Annotated in this window: 14 protein-coding genes; 13 read left to right on the top strand and 1 reads right to left on the bottom strand. The window is 69.4% G+C overall.

The window, feature by feature from the left end; all coding sequences use genetic code 11:
* Window positions 1-72: 72 nt before the first annotated feature.
* Window positions 73-1,467 carry a POT family MFS transporter gene (locus RIC11_RS00110; protein WP_350207781.1) on the top strand — a complete coding sequence of 465 codons (1,395 nt, stop codon included), beginning with the start codon at window positions 73-75 and terminating at the stop codon, window positions 1,465-1,467.
* Between the two features lie 148 nt (window positions 1,468-1,615).
* Here the strand turns inward: RIC11_RS00110 and RIC11_RS00115 are convergent, their stop codons facing one another.
* Window positions 1,616-2,977 (bottom strand): tRNA modification GTPase, encoded by a 1,362-nt coding sequence (locus RIC11_RS00115; RefSeq protein WP_350207782.1) that lies wholly within the window; start codon window positions 2,975-2,977, stop codon window positions 1,616-1,618.
* Window positions 2,978-3,071: 94 nt separating this feature from the next.
* Between RIC11_RS00115 and RIC11_RS00120 the strand changes: the two genes are divergently transcribed.
* The 12 genes from RIC11_RS00120 to RIC11_RS00175 form a co-directional block, all read left to right on the top strand.
* Window positions 3,072-3,509, top strand: coding sequence for a VOC family protein (locus RIC11_RS00120; protein ID WP_350207783.1), 438 nt, complete (start codon window positions 3,072-3,074; stop codon window positions 3,507-3,509).
* 132 nt (window positions 3,510-3,641) lie between these two features.
* The gene (locus RIC11_RS00125) at window positions 3,642-4,718 is read left to right on the top strand and encodes a ferrochelatase (protein ID WP_350207784.1); all 1,077 of its coding nucleotides are present in this window, start codon (window positions 3,642-3,644) and stop codon (window positions 4,716-4,718) included.
* A complete protein-coding gene (locus RIC11_RS00130; RefSeq protein WP_350207785.1) occupies window positions 4,718-5,716 on the top strand; it encodes an aldo/keto reductase in 999 nt (332 codons plus the stop codon). The genes RIC11_RS00125 and RIC11_RS00130 overlap by 1 nt, the downstream gene beginning before the upstream one ends.
* 65 nt (window positions 5,717-5,781) lie before the next feature.
* A complete protein-coding gene (locus RIC11_RS00135) occupies window positions 5,782-6,459 on the top strand; it encodes a pyroglutamyl-peptidase I (protein ID WP_350207786.1) in 678 nt (225 codons plus the stop codon).
* On the top strand, window positions 6,456-7,190 hold the full coding sequence (gene ispD, locus RIC11_RS00140; RefSeq protein WP_350207787.1) for a 2-C-methyl-D-erythritol 4-phosphate cytidylyltransferase: 735 nt from the start codon (window positions 6,456-6,458) through the stop codon (window positions 7,188-7,190). The genes RIC11_RS00135 and ispD overlap by 4 nt, the downstream gene beginning before the upstream one ends.
* 34 nt (window positions 7,191-7,224) lie before the next feature.
* Window positions 7,225-7,626 carry a GxxExxY protein gene (locus tag RIC11_RS00145; RefSeq protein ID WP_350207788.1) on the top strand — a complete coding sequence of 134 codons (402 nt, stop codon included), beginning with the start codon at window positions 7,225-7,227 and terminating at the stop codon, window positions 7,624-7,626.
* 48 nt (window positions 7,627-7,674) lie between these two features.
* Window positions 7,675-8,976, top strand: a complete 1,302-nt coding sequence (gene tyrS, locus RIC11_RS00150; RefSeq protein ID WP_350207789.1) for a tyrosine--tRNA ligase — start codon at window positions 7,675-7,677, stop codon at window positions 8,974-8,976.
* Between the two features lie 227 nt (window positions 8,977-9,203).
* Window positions 9,204-10,193 carry an ABC transporter ATP-binding protein gene (locus RIC11_RS00155; protein ID WP_350207790.1) on the top strand — a complete coding sequence of 330 codons (990 nt, stop codon included), beginning with the start codon at window positions 9,204-9,206 and terminating at the stop codon, window positions 10,191-10,193.
* A gap of 86 nt (window positions 10,194-10,279) precedes the next feature.
* The gene (locus RIC11_RS00160) at window positions 10,280-12,127 is read left to right on the top strand and encodes an ABC transporter permease (protein ID WP_350207791.1); all 1,848 of its coding nucleotides are present in this window, start codon (window positions 10,280-10,282) and stop codon (window positions 12,125-12,127) included.
* A gap of 133 nt (window positions 12,128-12,260) precedes the next feature.
* A complete protein-coding gene (locus RIC11_RS00165) occupies window positions 12,261-13,949 on the top strand; it encodes a hypothetical protein (RefSeq protein ID WP_350207792.1) in 1,689 nt (562 codons plus the stop codon).
* A 111-nt stretch (window positions 13,950-14,060) separates the two neighbouring features.
* On the top strand, window positions 14,061-15,104 hold the full coding sequence (locus RIC11_RS00170) for a WD40 repeat domain-containing protein (protein ID WP_350207793.1): 1,044 nt from the start codon (window positions 14,061-14,063) through the stop codon (window positions 15,102-15,104).
* A 78-nt stretch (window positions 15,105-15,182) separates the two neighbouring features.
* Window positions 15,183-16,081: SdrD B-like domain-containing protein (locus RIC11_RS00175; protein WP_350207794.1), on the top strand; the 899-nt coding region annotated here is incomplete at its 3' end.

A 16,081-nucleotide genomic window follows, 5' to 3' on the forward strand; every position in this document is an offset into this window, starting at 1 on the left:
GTCCTCGCGGGCGCGCCGCTATCCCGGCCGTCCCACCGATGCCCGCCGCCGCCCCCCGCCGCCGACTCAGCGTTGTCCGAGCACCGCACGCAGCCCGACCCGAGCCGGACCGGCATGCCGCCGGGCGTGCCGTACATCGTCGGCAACGAGGCGGCCGAGCGGTTCAGCTTCTACGGGATGCGGGGGATTCTGTATGTGTTCCTCACCGAGCACCTGCTCAACGCCTCGGGCGAGCTCGACGCGATGGGCGAGGCCGAGGCCCGGATCTGGTACCACAACTTCGTGGCGGCGGCCTACTTGTTTCCTATCGCAGGCGCCGTGCTGAGCGATTGGATCCTTGGCAAGTACCGGACGATCTTCTACCTGTCGCTCGTTTACTGCCTCGGCCACGGCGTGATGGCGCTGGTCGACTTCCCCACGTTCACCAACATGGCGCCGCGCACCGCGTTGTTCTGCGCGTTGTCGCTGATCGCGATCGGCACCGGTGGGATCAAGCCGTGCGTGTCGGCGCACGTGGGTGACCAGTTCGGCCAGTCGAACAAGCGCCTGCTGCCGAAGGTGTTCAGCTGGTTCTACTTCTCGATCAACCTCGGCTCGGCGGGGGCCTTCTTCGTGGTTCCCCGATTGCTGGAGAACTACGGGCCGGGTGTCGCCTTCGCGGTGCCCGGCGTGCTCATGGCGATCGCGACCCTGGTCTTCTGGCTAGGCCGAAACAAGTTTGTGCACGTCCCGCCCGCTGGCGCCGACTTATGGCGGGCGGTCGTCAGCCGACCGGGCCGGCGGGCGATCGCCAACCTGACCCCGCTGTTCGTGCTCGTAGCGGCCTTCTGGATGCTGTTCGACCAGACGTCGAGCACCTGGGTCGAGCAAGCAAAGTCGATGGACCGCATCGTCTTCGGGTTCGAGCTCAACCCGGCCGAGTCGCAGGCCACGAATCCGATCCTCGTGATGCTGTTGATCCCGCTCTTCACTCTCTTCATCTACCCGGCGGTCGACCGGGTGTGGACGCTCACGCCGCTACGCAAGATCGGCGTCGGCATGCTGCTGACGCCGGTCTCGTTCGCCATCAGCGCGTTGATCCAGCGTGCGATCGACGCCGGGGGCGAGCCGCACATCGGTTGGCAAGTGCTGGCTTACGTCGTGATCACGGCGGCGGAGGTCATGGTGTCCATCACGGCTCTGGAGTTCTCCTACACGCAAGCGCCCAAGGTGATGAAGTCATTCGTCATGGGGCTCTACCTGCTGTCGGTGTTTCTCGGCAACAAGGTGACGGTCTACGTCAACGACTACATCGTCGAGCAGAAGTCGCGGGGCGTGGCCGTCTTGGAAGGGGAGAACTATCACTGGTTCTTCGCCGGGCTGATGCTCACGACGGCCGTCGTGTACGTCGTTTGGTCGCTGACCTACCGCGGCGACACGTACCTGCAAGGCGACGACGATCCAAGCGCCGACCCGCGCGACGTCTGACCGAACCCGGCGGCGCGATGGCTCGGGAAATTCGCCGCCTTGTTCGGGCCACGGAGGGCCGACCAAACGGCCATCCGTGCTATCCGTGTCATCCGCGGTTGCAATCACAACGCAGCAGACGAGCAAGGCCTCGGAAGCGATTGGGGCGTCACTTCCCGATACAAAACCGCCCGAAGACCTCGCCGAGCACCTCGTCGGTCACCACCTTGCCGACGACACGCCCCAGCCCGTCGAGCGCTTCGCGCAGCTCCATCGCGACCAGCTCCTCGCCGGCCCCCGCGTGGGCCGTGGCGAGGGCGCGCCGCAGGGCGTCGCGGGCGGTCTCGAGCCCGGAGCGGGCGCGATCCGAAGCGATCCCCAGGACCGTGACCTTTCGCCCGCCGCCGCTCAGCGCCCGCTCGACCGCTGCGGCCAGGTCGTCGAGCCCCGCGCCCGACGGGGCGCTGGTGGCGATGGCCCGCTGGGCGGCCGAGGGGGGCGCGAGGTCGGACTTCGTCGCGACCGTGAGCGTCGCCCCGCCCAGCCCAGCGGCTGGGGGGGCCGCGCCTGCCGCGTAGCACCGCAGCACGACGTCGGCTTTCGCCAGTGTGTCGGCCAAGCCCGCTCTGGCTGCGCTATCGATCGCGTCGATCGACGGCTGGTGGTCGTCGCCGGCGGTGTCGAGCAGTTCTACGCTTTGGCCGCCGAGCCGAACGACAGCCGACACCGCGTCGCGCGTCACGCCGGGCTGGTCCGCCACCAAGGCCGTGGGCCGGGCGCCGATGGCGAACCGCTCCACCAGGGCATTGAACAGGCTGCTCTTGCCGACGTTCGGCGGCCCGGCGATGACGGCTACCGGCAGCCGCTGGGCCGTGCCACGCAGGTCGAGTTGCTCGATCGTGTCGCCCACCAGCGCCAGCGCGTCGCCCAGCCGCCGCCGCAGCTCGTCCGGTTCGATGAACCGCACGTCCTCTTCCTCGACGAAGTCGAGCCCCGCTTCGAGGTCGGCGAGCAGGCCGAGCAAGTCGGCCCGCAGCCGGTCGAGCGGCGTCGACAAGCCGCCCGCCAGGCGCGTGAGCGCGCCGCGGAGTTCGGCTTGGTCGTCGGCGTCGATCACCGACAGCACGCCCTCGGCTTGCGTCAGATCGATCCGCCCCGCCAGGAACGCCCGCAGCGTGAACTCGCCCGGCTCCGCCAACCGCGCGCCGGCGTCGGTGCACGCCCTGACGATCGCGTCGAGCACGGGCGGGGCGCCGACGGTGTGGATCTCGGCCGAGGGCTGGCGGGTGTAGCTCCGCTGGTTGGGCCAGACCAGCACGTCGGCCGGGATCTCTCGAGCCGAGCCGGCTAACTCCGCGCGGACGGACCGCCGGGCGAACCGTGTCGGGCGCTCGGCCGCGTCGGCCCGGAGGCCCAGCCGCGACAGCACGGACCAGGTCGCCGGCCCCGACAGGCGGATCGCCCCGCGCACGGCCGGGCCCCGCGCGGTGGCGATCGCGACGATCGTGTCGGTCGGGTCGGGCGTGGGCATACGCGGGCGCCGTGGGGTCGGCGGTTGTGGCTCAGCCGTTATGCTAACGGACCCGCACCCGTCCGGCCCGCCCACTAGCCCCCGCCGCATGACGATGAATCTCACCCCGTTCCACATCGCCGTGACGTGCCGCGACTTGGCCGAGGCCCGCGCGTTCTACGGCGGCGTTCTTGGCTGCCCCGAGGGCCGCAGCGATTCTGCGTGGGTCGATTTCGATCTGTTCGGCCATCAGTTCGTCGTCCACCACGATCCGGGCCTCGGTCCGAACGGCAAGGTCGGCCACCTGTTCAACCCGGTCGACGGCCACGGCGTGCCGGTGCCGCACTACGGCGTGGTCCTGAGGCCCGAGCCGTGGCAAGAGCTGGCGGAGCGCCTGGGCTCGCAGCAGGTCGAGTGGGTCATCGAGCCGACCACGCGCTTCGCCGGACAGCCGGGCGAACAGTCGACGATGTTCCTGCTCGACCCGACCGGCAACGCGCTCGAGTTCAAGGCGTTCCGCGACATCGAAGGGCAGCTGTTCGCGAAGCAGTGACTTGAACCGCCAAGAGCGCCAAGGGCGCCGGGAGGGTTCGTCGCGGCGCCTGCTGGGCGAAAGCAGTCGTCGAGTCTACGGTGTGAAGAGGCCGCTTTTGTGGCCGGATTCTGTCTCTTAGCCCCGGAAACCATGGCTGCGACAAACGCTGACTTGCCGTACGACGCGGTGCTCGTCGTTTCGTTCGGCGGCCCCGAAGGGCCCGACGACGTGATGCCGTTTCTTGAGAACGTGCTGCGTGGCAAGAACGTGCCGCGCGAGCGGATGTTCGAGGTCGCCGAGCACTACCAGCACTTCGGCGGCGTGAGCCCCATCAACGAGCAGTGCCGCCGGCTGATCGCGGCGCTCCAGGCGGAACTGGACCAGCACGGCCCGAAGCTGCCGATCTACTGGGGCAACCGCAACTGGGCGCCGATGCTCGACGACACGCTCCAAAGGATGGCCGACGACGGCGTCCGCCGCGCGATCGCATTCTTCACCAGCACGTTCAGCTGCTATTCCGGCTGCCGCCAGTACCGAGAGAACGTCGCCGCGGCGCAGGAGAAGGTCGGCCGCGCGCCGCGCGTCGACAAGCTGCGGATGCCTTACAACCACCCGGGCTTCATCGAGGCCAACGCCGACCACCTGCGTCAGGCCCTCGAGCAGATCCCCGCAGAGCGCCGCGGCGCGGCGAAGGTGCTGTTCACCGCGCACAGCATCCCGCTGTCGATGGCCGAGAACTGCAAGTACCAGCGGCAGCTCACCGAAGCCAGCCGCCTGACCGCCGAGGCCGCCGGCCACCCGGACTGGGAGCTGGTCTACCAGAGCCGCAGCGGCCCGCCGCAGCAGCCGTGGCTGGAGCCCGACGTGTGCGACCGGATAGAGCAATTGCACGGCGAGGGCGGGCTGGACGACCTCGTGATCCTGCCGATCGGTTTCGTGTCGGACCACATGGAAGTGCTGTTCGACCTCGACACCGAGGCCCGCGAACTATGCGAGAAGCTTGGAGTGAACCTCGTGCGCGCGGCCACGATCGGCACGCACCCGCGGGCGATCCGGATGATCCGTGAGCTGATCGAAGAGCGGATCGCGACCGAGCGCGGCGAGTCGCCCGAGCGCCCCGCGCTGGGCCAGTACCCGGCCAACCACGACGTGTGCCCCGTCGATTGCTGCCTGTACACGCCGGGGCGCCCGCCCGGCGTGGGCCGACCCGCTGCCGCGAGCAAGTGATGGCCGAACCACCGAAAGACCGCCGGCCGCTCGGCGCGTCGGGCGTCGAGGTGACGCCGGTCGCGCTTGGCTGCTGGCCGCTGGCCGGCGTGACGACCCTCGGCGCCACCCACGAGGCGGGCGTGGCCACGGTCCGCGCGGCGCTCGAGTCGGGCGTCAACCACTTCGATACGGCCTACGTGTACGGACCCGACGGCGAGAGCGATCGCATCCTCGCCGAGGCCCTCGCCGGGCGGCGGGACGGGGTCGTGATCGCCTCGAAAGTGGGCATCCACTTCGCCCAGCCGACGCCGGGCAAGGACCCGAGCATGGAGCAGGACGCCCGCCCCGACACGCTCCGCCGGGAGTGCGACGAGCTGCTCACGCGTCTGGGCACGGACCGCGTCGATCTGCTCTACCTGCACTCTCCCGACCCGGGCGTGCCGGTCGAAGAGTCGGCCGGCGCGCTGGCGGAACTGATGGCCGAGGGGAAGACCCGCGCCGTCGGCGCGTCGAATTGCGACCTGGACCAAACGAAGCGGTTCGCGGAGGCCTGCCCGCTGTCGGCGGTGCAATTGCCCTACAACATGCTGCAACGCGACATCGAGGCCGAGTCGATCCCCTGGTGCCAAGAGAAGGGCGTGGCGGTCGTCACCTACTGGCCGCTGATGAAGGGCCTGCTGTCCGGCTCGATGGACCGAGACCACCAACTGTCCGAAGGCGACAGCCGCCGCGAGTACCCGATGTACCAAGGCGACGAGTGGCGGCGCAACCAGGACTTCCTCGACGCGATCCGCAACACGGCCGCCGACGAGGGCGTCGCGGTCGCGACGCTCGTCGTCCGCTGGACGTTGTCCCAGCCGGGCGTGACGAGCGTCCTCTGCGGCGCGAAGCGGCCAGAGCAGATCGCCGAGACCGCCGCCGCGATGAGCGAACCGCTCGGCGAGAGAGCCGCAGCGGCCATCCAGGCGGCGATCACCGCCCGGGGCGACGCCGAGGTGAAACGAGCGTTCCGCTAGCGGCGGCGTGGCGGTTCTCGTCGGCCCGTTTGCTGCCGGCGGGGGTTTCGAGTCCAATCGGCGGCATGGCCCGCCTTTTATTGACCGCGTTTCGCCCGTTCGACGGCCGTGACGAGAACGCCAGTTGGCTCGCGCTGCAGTCGCTGACGCGCGACCTGTCGGGGTTCGCGTCGGCCGGGGAGCTGGGAGTCACGACGCGCCTCTACCCGGTCGACTACGACGAGCTGAAGCCGCGGCTGTCGTCGGACCTGGCCGACGGGTACGACGTGGTGTTGCACGTTGGCCAAGCGGCCGGCGCGGCGGCGATCCGGCTTGAGCAATTCGCCCTGAACGCGCGGCGCGACCGCGGCGACCGCTCCGACGCGGCCCGCCCGCTGGAACCCGACGGCCCGGCCGCGTACCGCAGCGGCTTGCCGCTGGGCGACTGGACCCGCCGGCTGCGCGACGCGGGGGCGCCCGCCGAGCTGTCGCTGCACGCGGGCGACTACCTTTGCAACGCGGCGATGTACTGGTCGCACCACCTCACAGCGACGTCCGGCCAGCGGCCGCTGATCGGTTTCGTCCACCTGCCGCTCGACGTGTCGCAGGCGGCCGCCGAGGCGCGTGAGACGCCCTCCCTGCCGACCGAGATCAGCGCCCTGGCGCTGCGGCTGCTGGTTGCTTGGTCGGCCGAGGCCTGCGCCGCGGCGTGCCGCGTCGCCGAGGGGGCGGCCGCGCCGCACAGCTCGGAGGCGACCGCGTGAGTCGTTTCGCCGTGGTCGTGCTCGCGGCCGGCAAGAGCAGCCGCTTCGCCGACCCTCACCACAAGAAGCCCTTCGCGATGCTCGCGGGCCGCGCGGTGTGGATGCACTCGGTCGAGCGTTTCGCGTCGCGCGCGGACGTGTGCCAAACGATCCTGGTCGTGGCGGCGGAGGACCGCGAGGAGTTCGCGCGGAAGTACGGGGCGAACGTCGCGTTCATGGGGATCGAGGTGGTCGAAGGGGGCGCGGAGCGGGCCGACTCGGTCGCGGCGGCGGTCGCCCGGCTGCGCGACGACGCGACGCACGTGGCCATCCACGACGCGGCCCGTCCGCTGGTGACCGACGCGGAGGTCGACCGCGTGTTCGCCGCCGCGGTCGCGCACCACGCGGCGATCCTCGCCGCGCCGGTCACCGCGACACTCAAACGGGTCGCCGGGGCGCGGGTCGCGTCGACCGAGTCGCGCGACGGCCTCTGGGCCGCCCAAACGCCGCAGGTGTTCGAGGCCGGCCTGTACCGCCGGGGCCTCGCCGAAGCGGCCGGCGTCGCCGTGACCGACGACGCGCAGCTCATCGAACGGCTCGGCGAAGCGGTGGCCGTCGTCGAAGGCTCGCCCCAGAACCTCAAGATCACCAGCCGTGACGACCTGGCCCTGGCCGAGGCCATCCTAGCCGCCCGCCCCCGCCCGAAGCCCCCCGGCGCGAACCCCTTCGCCGACGACGACCTCTGGCGATAGCGGGCTTGCCTGCGAATGACGCTAATACGCGCGAATGGAGCAGCCGATGCTCTTCCCTGATGAGAGCTACCTGGTCATGGGCGCATGCTTTGAGGTTCACAACAGGATGGGTTCCGGCTTCCTCGAGGCGGTGTACCAAGAGTGTTTGGCGATCGAGTTCGGCGAGGTAGGCATCCCGTTCACGTCCCAGCCTGCGGTCGACCTGACCTATCGGGGGCATAAACTGGAGCAGATTTATCGCCCCGACTTCATCTGTTTCGAACGCATCTTGATCGAGATCAAGGCCGTCGATCGACTGGTCCAGCAGCACGACGCCCAGGTGCTCAACTACCTCAATGCAACGGGACTGCAGCTAGGCATCCTGGTTAACTTCGGTTCTCATCCCAAGCTCGAGCCGAGACGGCTTGCCCTGTCCGATCGACGCCGCACGACCTGACTCTATTCGCGTAAATTCGCGTCATTCGCGGGCAATAACGACCCACCCATGGATTTCTTTAGCGAACTCAAAGCCCGCGGCCTCGTCCACCAGACGACCGACGACTCCCTCGGCGCGTGGCTCGCCGAGAGGCCGCGTACGCTCTACGCCGGGTTCGACCCCACGGCCGACAGCCTGCACGTGGGCCACATGATGGGGCTGATCACGCTGCGGCGGTTCCAGCGGGCGGGGCACCGGCCGATCGCCGTCGTGGGGGGCGCGACGGGCATGATCGGCGACCCGAGCGGCAAGAGCGCCGAGCGGAACCTGCTCGACAAGGCGGCGCTCGAGCGGAACGTGGCCGCGATCGGCGAGCAGATGCGCCGCTTCCTCGACTTCGACGCCGCGTCCCAGCCGGCCCTGCTGCTGAACAACCTCGACTGGACCGGCCCCTGGTCGTACCTCGACTTCTTGCGCGACATCGGGAAGAACTTCCCGGTCAACGTGATGCTCGGCAAGGACTCGGTCAAGAGCCGCCTGGGCCGCGGCGACGACTCGGCCAGCGGCATGAGCTACACCGAGTTCAGCTACATGCTCCTGCAAGCGTACGACTTCGTGCACCTGGCCAAAGAGCACGGCTGCGACCTTCAGGCCGGCGGGAGCGATCAGTGGGGCAACATCACGGCCGGCGTCGACCTCGCGCGGCGGATGGGAGTGAGCCAGCCCGGCGGGCGGCAGTTGTTCGGCATGACCTGGCCGCTGCTCACCAAGTCCGACGGCACGAAGATGGGCAAGACCGAGTCGGGCGCGATCTGGCTCGACCCGGCCCGCACCAGCCCCTACGCGTTCTACCAGTACTGGGTCAACGTCGACGACGCCGACGTGGGCCCCTGCCTGCGGAGGCTGACCGACTGCCCCCTGGAAGAGATCGAACAGCTCGACACCGCCCGCGAGGCCGACGCCGCAAAGCGTGACAGCCAGAAGCGGCTCGCCGAAGAATTGACCCGCCTGGTCCACGGCGAGGAGGGCCTCGCCACCGCGCGGCGGGCGACCGAGATCTTCTTCGGCGCCGAAGTCAGCGGCCTCGACGACCGCGCGCTGGCCGAGATCTTCGCCGACGTGCCCTCCGGCGAGTCGCCGCGGGCGGCGCTGGCGGGCGAGGGACTCGGCGTGGTCGACGCGCTGGTGGCTGCCGGGCTGGCCAAGAGCAAGGGCGAGGCCCGGCGAACCGTCGCCCAGGGGGGCGCGTACGTGAATAACCGGCGGATCGAGTCGGCCGAAGCCGTGCTGACCGAGGCCGACCTGGCCAGCGAGTCGGTGATCGTGCTACGCAGCGGCCGCAAGCGGTACGCGCTGCTGCGGCTCGTCTGAGTCGGCGGCTCCGTGGCCCTCCGGAGGCCGGCGGGCCCGTGTCGCCTGCTTGCGGAGCTGGTAAAACGCCGCCTATAGTGACAGGCTCGCCGGGCAGCGCCCACGGCTAACTCGTTCCCGGTAATCGACTTACAGCTGGCTACGCCGAACTGCTCGCCACGAAGCCCGGCTTGGCCCAGGCCACTCGCCGCCACTCCCGCGACCCTATTCCTCTGACGAGTCCGCCGATGTCTGGCGCCCCCGCCGCAGCCGCTGCCGACGACGCCCCCTCGCAGCCCGAAACCGTCGCGACCCAAAACCCGGTCATCGAGACCCGCGCCCTCTCGAAGGTCTACCGTGACTTCTGGGGGCGGCAGAAGGTTCGCGCGCTCAAGGCGCTCGACCTGGAGGTCTACCCGGGCGAGGTGTTCGGCTTGCTCGGGCCCAACGGCTCCGGCAAATCGACCACGATCAAACTCCTCCTCGGGCTGCTCTTCCCGTCCGACGGGCAGGCGCTCGTGTTCGGCAAGCAAGCGACCGACGTCTCGAAGAACGAGCGGATCGGCTACCTGCCGGAGGAGTCGTACCTGTACAAGTTCCTCAACGCGGAGGAGACCCTCGACTTCTACGGCCGCTTGTTCGACCTGCCGGCCGACGTCCGCCGCCAGCGGATCGACGAGCTGCTCAAACTCGTCGGCATCGAACGCGCCCGCAAGCGGCAGCTGCGCGAGTACTCCAAGGGCATGACCCGCCGGATCGGCCTCGCCCAGGCGCTGATCAACGACCCCGACCTGATCCTGCTGGACGAACCGACCAGCGGCCTGGACCCGATCGGCACGCGCGAGATGAAAGACATGATCCTGCAGCTCAAGTCGCAGGGCAAAACCGTCGTCATGTGCAGCCACCTGCTGGCCGACGTTCAAGACGTGTGCGACCGGATCGCGATCCTCCACCAGGGCGAGCTGAAAGAACTGGGCCGCGTCGACTCGCTGCTGACGGTGGCCGACGTCACGCAGATCCGCGCCCGCAACCTCAGCGAAGACTGCCGCAACGAGCTGCGGGACGTGATCCAGCGGCACGGCGGCGAGCTGCTGGAGCTGGACAACCCGACGACCACGCTCGAAGAGCTCTTCCTGTCGATCGTTCGGGACAGCGAGGTTCGGCCCGGGCGTCGGGTGGTCGGCGCGCACCACCACGCTGGGGGAGACCCCGGTCCCGACGACAGCGGCGCGTCCTGATGCCGGCGGCCGCGTTGCGGCTCGCCCGAGATGTCCCCTTCTGCCCGCCGCCGCTGTAGCTGGCCCTCTAGAGACCCTACCGCCCGATGGTTGTAGAGAAGCAAGTCCTCCCGTTCTTCGAGTGGCTCTGGCAAGGGCAGGGAGACTCGTTCATCGACGGGGCTCTGTTCCAGTTCCTGGTGCTGGCCGCGGTGCTGTTCGTGCTGGGGCTGGTGGGCGGGTTCTTGGTGTCGATGATCCGCCACGGCCCGGTGGCGGCAGGCGAGATCACCTACCGAACACTCCGCGGCGGCGCGACCGACCTCACGCGCCTGTCGGCCCGGAGGATCGGCGCGTTGGCCGGCTTGGCGATCAAGGAGTCGCTGCGCCGGCGCGTGCTCGTGGCGCTGGTGGTGTTCGCTTTGGTGCTGTTGTTCGCGAGCTGGTACCTGCGAACGGACAACCCCGAGCCCGCGCGGCTGTACCTCAGCTTCGTGATGACGGCCACCACCTACCTGCTGCTGTTGATGGCCCTGCTGCTGGCGGCGTTCAGCCTGCCGGGCGACATCAAGAGCCGCACGATCTACACCGTGGCGACCAAGCCGGTCCGATCGGGCGACATCGTGCTGGGGCGGATGCTGGGCTTCTCCGCTATCGGCGCGGTGCTCCTGGCGATCATGGCGGTGGCCAGTTGGTTCTTCGTGACCGGCTCGCTGGCGCACACCCACTCGGTCGACGCGACGACGCTCGAGCCGATCACCGGCATCGACGGCCAGCCGATCGGCTCCGGCGGCGCGACGAGCTTCGACGCCTTCCACCGCCACACGTTCACCGTGGGCGTCGACGGCAAAGGGGTCACCGACGCGGCCCTCGGCCACATCCACACCGTCGACGCCGACGACGACCGGTACACGGTCGGCCCCGCCGAGGGCTTCATCCGCGCCCGGGTGCCCAAGTACGGCTCGCTCGGCTTCATCAACCGCGACAACGCCCGCACCGGCCGCGGCATCAGCGTGGGCGCCGAGTGGGGCTACCGCAGCTACATCCCGGGCGCCACGCCGGCCGCGGCGATCTGGACGTTCGACGGCGTCAATCGGTCGGTGCTCCGCGAGGGCGCCGACGGCGGGCTCTACCTGCCGATCGGCCTGATCGTCCGCGTGTACCGCTCGTACATCGGGCAGATCGAGGAGGGCATCCAGGGGAGCATCCAGCTGCGGAACCCGGAGACCGACGTCGCCACGTCGTTGAAGATCTTCACCGCCCAAGACGCCACGGTCGACACCTTCGACTTCGCCAACGAGCAGACCGACACGCAACAAGACGAAATCACGATTCTGGACGACCTCATCAGCAGCGACGGCCGTATAGAGGTCGTCGTGCAGTGCCTGGATCGGGCGCAGTACTTCGGCTTCGCGCAAGCGGACTGCTTCTTGCGGCTGCCCGAGGGCTCGCCGTTGTGGAACTTCGTGAAGGGCTACCTGGCGATCGGCATGCAGATGGTGATCGTCGTCGCGGTGGCGGTCACCGCGAGCACGTTCCTCAACGGGCCGATCGCCATGGTCGCGACGGTCTCGTTCATCCTGCTCGGGTTCTTCCGCGAGACGTTCGTGAAGATCGCCACCGGCCAGAACTACGGCGGCGGCCCGGTCGAATCGCTCGTGCGGCTGGTGACCCAGATGAACGTGATGTCGCCGTTCAAGAGCCAAGACCCAAACAGCTTCGACGCGATCGACCTGATGAAAGCGGCCGACGAGGCCCTCAAGGCCGGCATGCAGGCGTTCTCGTACGTGCTGCCGGACTTCAGCACCTACCTCGGGCGTGTCCGCTACGTGGCCGAGGGGTACTCCATCCCGACCGACGCGCTCGTCCGCGACCTGGTCGTCTGCGCGGTCTACGTGCTCGGCGCGGCGGTCATCGGCTACTTCTTCCTCCGCACCCGCGAGCTAGCCAAATAGCACGGCCCCACAGCCGACGGTCGCACCGCCCGGGGCCAACGCCCTCGGCACAGGGCGGCCCGGATCCTGCCTCGGGCAATCAACCAACCGACCCACCGCGACCCGGCGCCGCTCTCGCGCCGGCCGATCTGCTATGAACCAACGCAGCAGCTTCCTCCGCAAGGTCGCCTACGGCGTCGCGATCGCCGTCTTGCTGTTCCCGCTCTCGCTGCTCAGCGCGCCGGCCACGGTCGATTCCCCCGGCGGCACGCTCGCGCAGCTGAAGGACGAGAACGAGCTCAGCCAGGCCGACCTGGGCGAGATCGACCCGGCGAGCGAGACCATCAAGCTCGCCACGCTCGGCCTGCGGGGGCTGGCCGTGAACCTGCTGTGGGACCGCGCGGTGCACTTCAAGAAGGTCGAGGACTGGACGAACCTCACGGCCACCCTCGAGCAGCTCGCGAAGCTGCAGCCGAACTTCATCACCTTCTGGAAGTACCAGAGCTGGAACCTCAGCTACAACGTGTCGGTCGAGTTCGACGACTACCGCGACCGCTACTACTGGGTCCGGCGCGGCATCGAGTTCCTCGAGGAAGGGACCGAGTACAACCGCGACAGCCCCGAGCTGCTGTGGGAGCTGGGCTGGGTGCTGGGCCAGAAGATCGGCCGTTCCGACGAGAAGGAGCAGTACCGCCGGCTCTTCAAGGCCGACGACGAGTACCACCCCGAGGACCGACCGCCGCGGCAACGCGACAACTGGCTGCTCAGCAAAGACGCGCACCTCGAAGCGATCGCCGCGGTCGACCAGCGCGGCAAGAGCCTGGGCAAGAAGAGCCCCAACATCTTCTACGCGAGCCCGGCCAAGTCTCAGATGAACTACGCCGAGGCGATCGAGAACGAGGGCCTGTTCGAACGCGCCGTGGCCGCGTGGCGCGTGGCCGAGGACGAGTGGGTCGACTTCGGCCAGACGCCCATCCAGCACTCCACCGGCCCGATCCTCCGCCTGGGCGAGGAGGAGCAGCTCGAGGAGAAGGCGGCGGAGCTCCGCGAGGTCCTTGTCGGCTTCGCCGAGGACGTCGAGTCGATGCTCCAAGAAGAACTCCGCCAGCAGCTCACCGAAGAGCAACGAGAGGCCCTCGACACGCCGATCGGCGAACGGACCGGCGACCAGATGCAGCTCGCCTTCGAAGCGCAAGAGCTCATCAAGCTCACCCCGACGAAAATCGCCGAGAAAATCGAACAGATCGACCCGTCGGTCGCCCGCGAAGCCAAGCAGGTCGCCGCCGACCTGGCCGAGACCGAGAAGCTCCTCCGCTTCACCCGCAACTACAAAGACACCACCAACTACGACTACTGGAAGTTGCGGACCGTCTTCGAACAGACGAAAGAAGCGGTCACCGCCAGGGAGAAGATCTTCCGCGCGAAGCGGCTCTTCCGCGAGCAGACCGACACCGAGGGCGCCAAGGAGCTGTACGAAGAAGCCTTCGAGCAGTGGGCGCAGGTCTTCGAGAAGTTCCCCGAGCTGAAGGACCCCTCGGGCACGACCGGCGACGACGTCATGTACGACATCTACGATTACAAGAAGGTCCTGGAAGCCGGCGACTACCCGTTCCCCGATGACTTCCCGCTCTGGGAGATCATCGAGTACTTCGATTCCGAGCAAGAGTTCGCGACCGAGCTCAAGGAGCGGGCCGCGGGCCAGGGCCCGTCGCCGACCCCCGCCGACCCGGCCGACGCCAACCTTCCGCCCGACCCAGAAGCGGCCGCCGGCACGCCCGAGGGCGGCGACTCGCGCGTGAGCCCCGAACCCGAAGCGGACGAGAGCCAAGAAGATGCTAGCTGACGGCGCCGCTCGTTCGCCGCACGATCGGCTGTTTGGCTGAGGCCGCCCGATGCGGCGGGTCGATACCGAGGAGGAGTCTGTGTCCTCGGGCGACATTGCGGAGCATCTGGCGTGCGGCAAACACTTCTCACCGCGGTGGTTCTCGGCCTGTGCGTCGTTGCGATGGCGCGCGAGCCGATCGTGCTGTCGATGGCCGACCAGGGCGGCGCCGACCTGCGCCCGGCGGTGGTCACGGCCGTAGCGGTCTCGCCCGACGGCAGGCTCGTCGCCGCCGGCGGCGACGACCACTGCCTGCGCGTGTGGGAAGCGGAGACCGGCCGCCTCGTGGGCCGGCTCAGCGGCCACACCGACTGGGTCCGCGCCATACGCTTCACGCCCGGCGGCGACCGCCTGGCCAGCGTGGCCGCCGACCACACGCTCTGCCTGTGGGAGCCGGCCTCCGCCACCGCCCGCCCCGCGAGCCGCAGGCTCGCCGAGGGGGCGCTGCTCGCGGTGGCGATCGACCCGGCCGGCGAGCGCCTCGCGACCGCCGGCTTCCGCGACCAGCTGCGGGTGTTCGACGCCCGCGCCGGCGCGCCCACCCTTTCGACCGAGTACGGATGCCCGTGCGAAGACACGCGTGCCGTCGCCTTCTCGCCCGATGGCCGGCTGATCGCGGCCGCGGGGCGCAACGGGGTGGTGCGGCTTTGGGACCGCGTTGCTAGCGGCGGCCCGCGCGACCTGCCGAGCGACAACCGGCGCGTCCGCGCGCTCGCCTTCTCGCCGGACGGCGCCACGCTGGCCGCCGGCGGCGACGGCCCCGCGGTGCGGCTGTGGCGGCTGTCCGAAGCCCCGGCCGGCGGCCTCACCATCAGCGACGCGCCCGATGAGTTGCTCGTGCGGCCCGGCAAGGTCCACGCGGTCGCCTTCCTAGACGACCGCCTGCTAGCGGTTGGCGGCACGCGCGACAGCGTGAGGCTGTGGGACACCGCGGCCCGCTCGCCGGTTGCGGAACTCGAGGGCCACACGGGCACGGTCGCCGCGCTGGCCGCGTCGGCCGACGGGCGGCTGCTCGCGTCGGGGTCGTTCGACACGACCGTGCGGGTTTGGAACGTCGAGGGGGCCGGGTCGCGTGCGGCCGCGGCGGCGCTCGACGCGGCCGCGAGAAAACGCTAACAGTCGCCGCGGGGCCGCGAGGGATCGCGTCGCCACGCCGCTAATCGACCGCTCACCGAGGTTTCAAGGAGGAAACCCGTGGGATTGATCTCCTCGCTGCTGAATCGACGAGCCCGCCGCCTGCCCAAGGCGCCGCGCCGCGCGAGCGTCGAGCGTATGGAGCCGCGGCAGATGCTCGCGGCCGACGTGCTGCTCGGCTCGGTCTATTTCGAAGAGGCTACCGGCGACGACAGCCAGCCCGACCTGCTGCAGGTCTCGTTCGTCGGCGGCGCCGCGGGGACCACGCTCGACCGCCTGGTGATCGACGGCGACAAGCTCGGCGACGGCTTATCGACCGGCGACGTGTTCTTCGACACCGAGCCCGGTGAGCCGGGCTCCTTCAAGTCGGTCGGCCTGTCGGTCGTCGAGTCGGTCGGCTTCCAGGTGACGGGCGTCGAGGTGCTCGACGGCGGAACCGCGATCGCGTTCACCTTTGAGGGCTTCGAGGCCGGCGAGGTGCTCGTGTTCAGCGTCGACGTCGACGAGGCGCAGTTCGTCGCCGGCGACACGATCGACACCAACTCGCTGGTCGAAGGCGCCGAGTTCCAACGCAGCATCCTCACCGGCAACTTCAGCGCGCCCGGGCACGTCGACCTTTCGGTCCAGGCCCTTTACTTCGACGCGTTCGACGCGACCTTCGCGGCCGAAGAATCCGCCGCCGGCGCCGAGCTGAGCCAACTCCCCGACGACGCGTACCAGCCGGGCGACGACTTCACGGACCGCACCGCCGGCGCCGTCGCCCGCGCGGCGCAGATCGAGTACGCCAGCCTTTCTGGCTACGTGTACCACGACCGCAGCGACGACGGTTTGCGGGACGCGGGGGAGGAGGCGATCGGCGGGGTGACGCTCGAGCTGATCGACGCGTCGGGGCAGGGGACGGGCGTGTACGCCACGACCGACGCGTTGGGCTACTACCGCTTCACCGACCTAGAGGCGGG

The sequence above is a fragment of the Botrimarina sp. genome, assembly GCF_040219535.1.
In the GTDB taxonomy this organism is placed as follows: Bacteria; Planctomycetota; Planctomycetia; order Pirellulales; family Lacipirellulaceae; genus Botrimarina.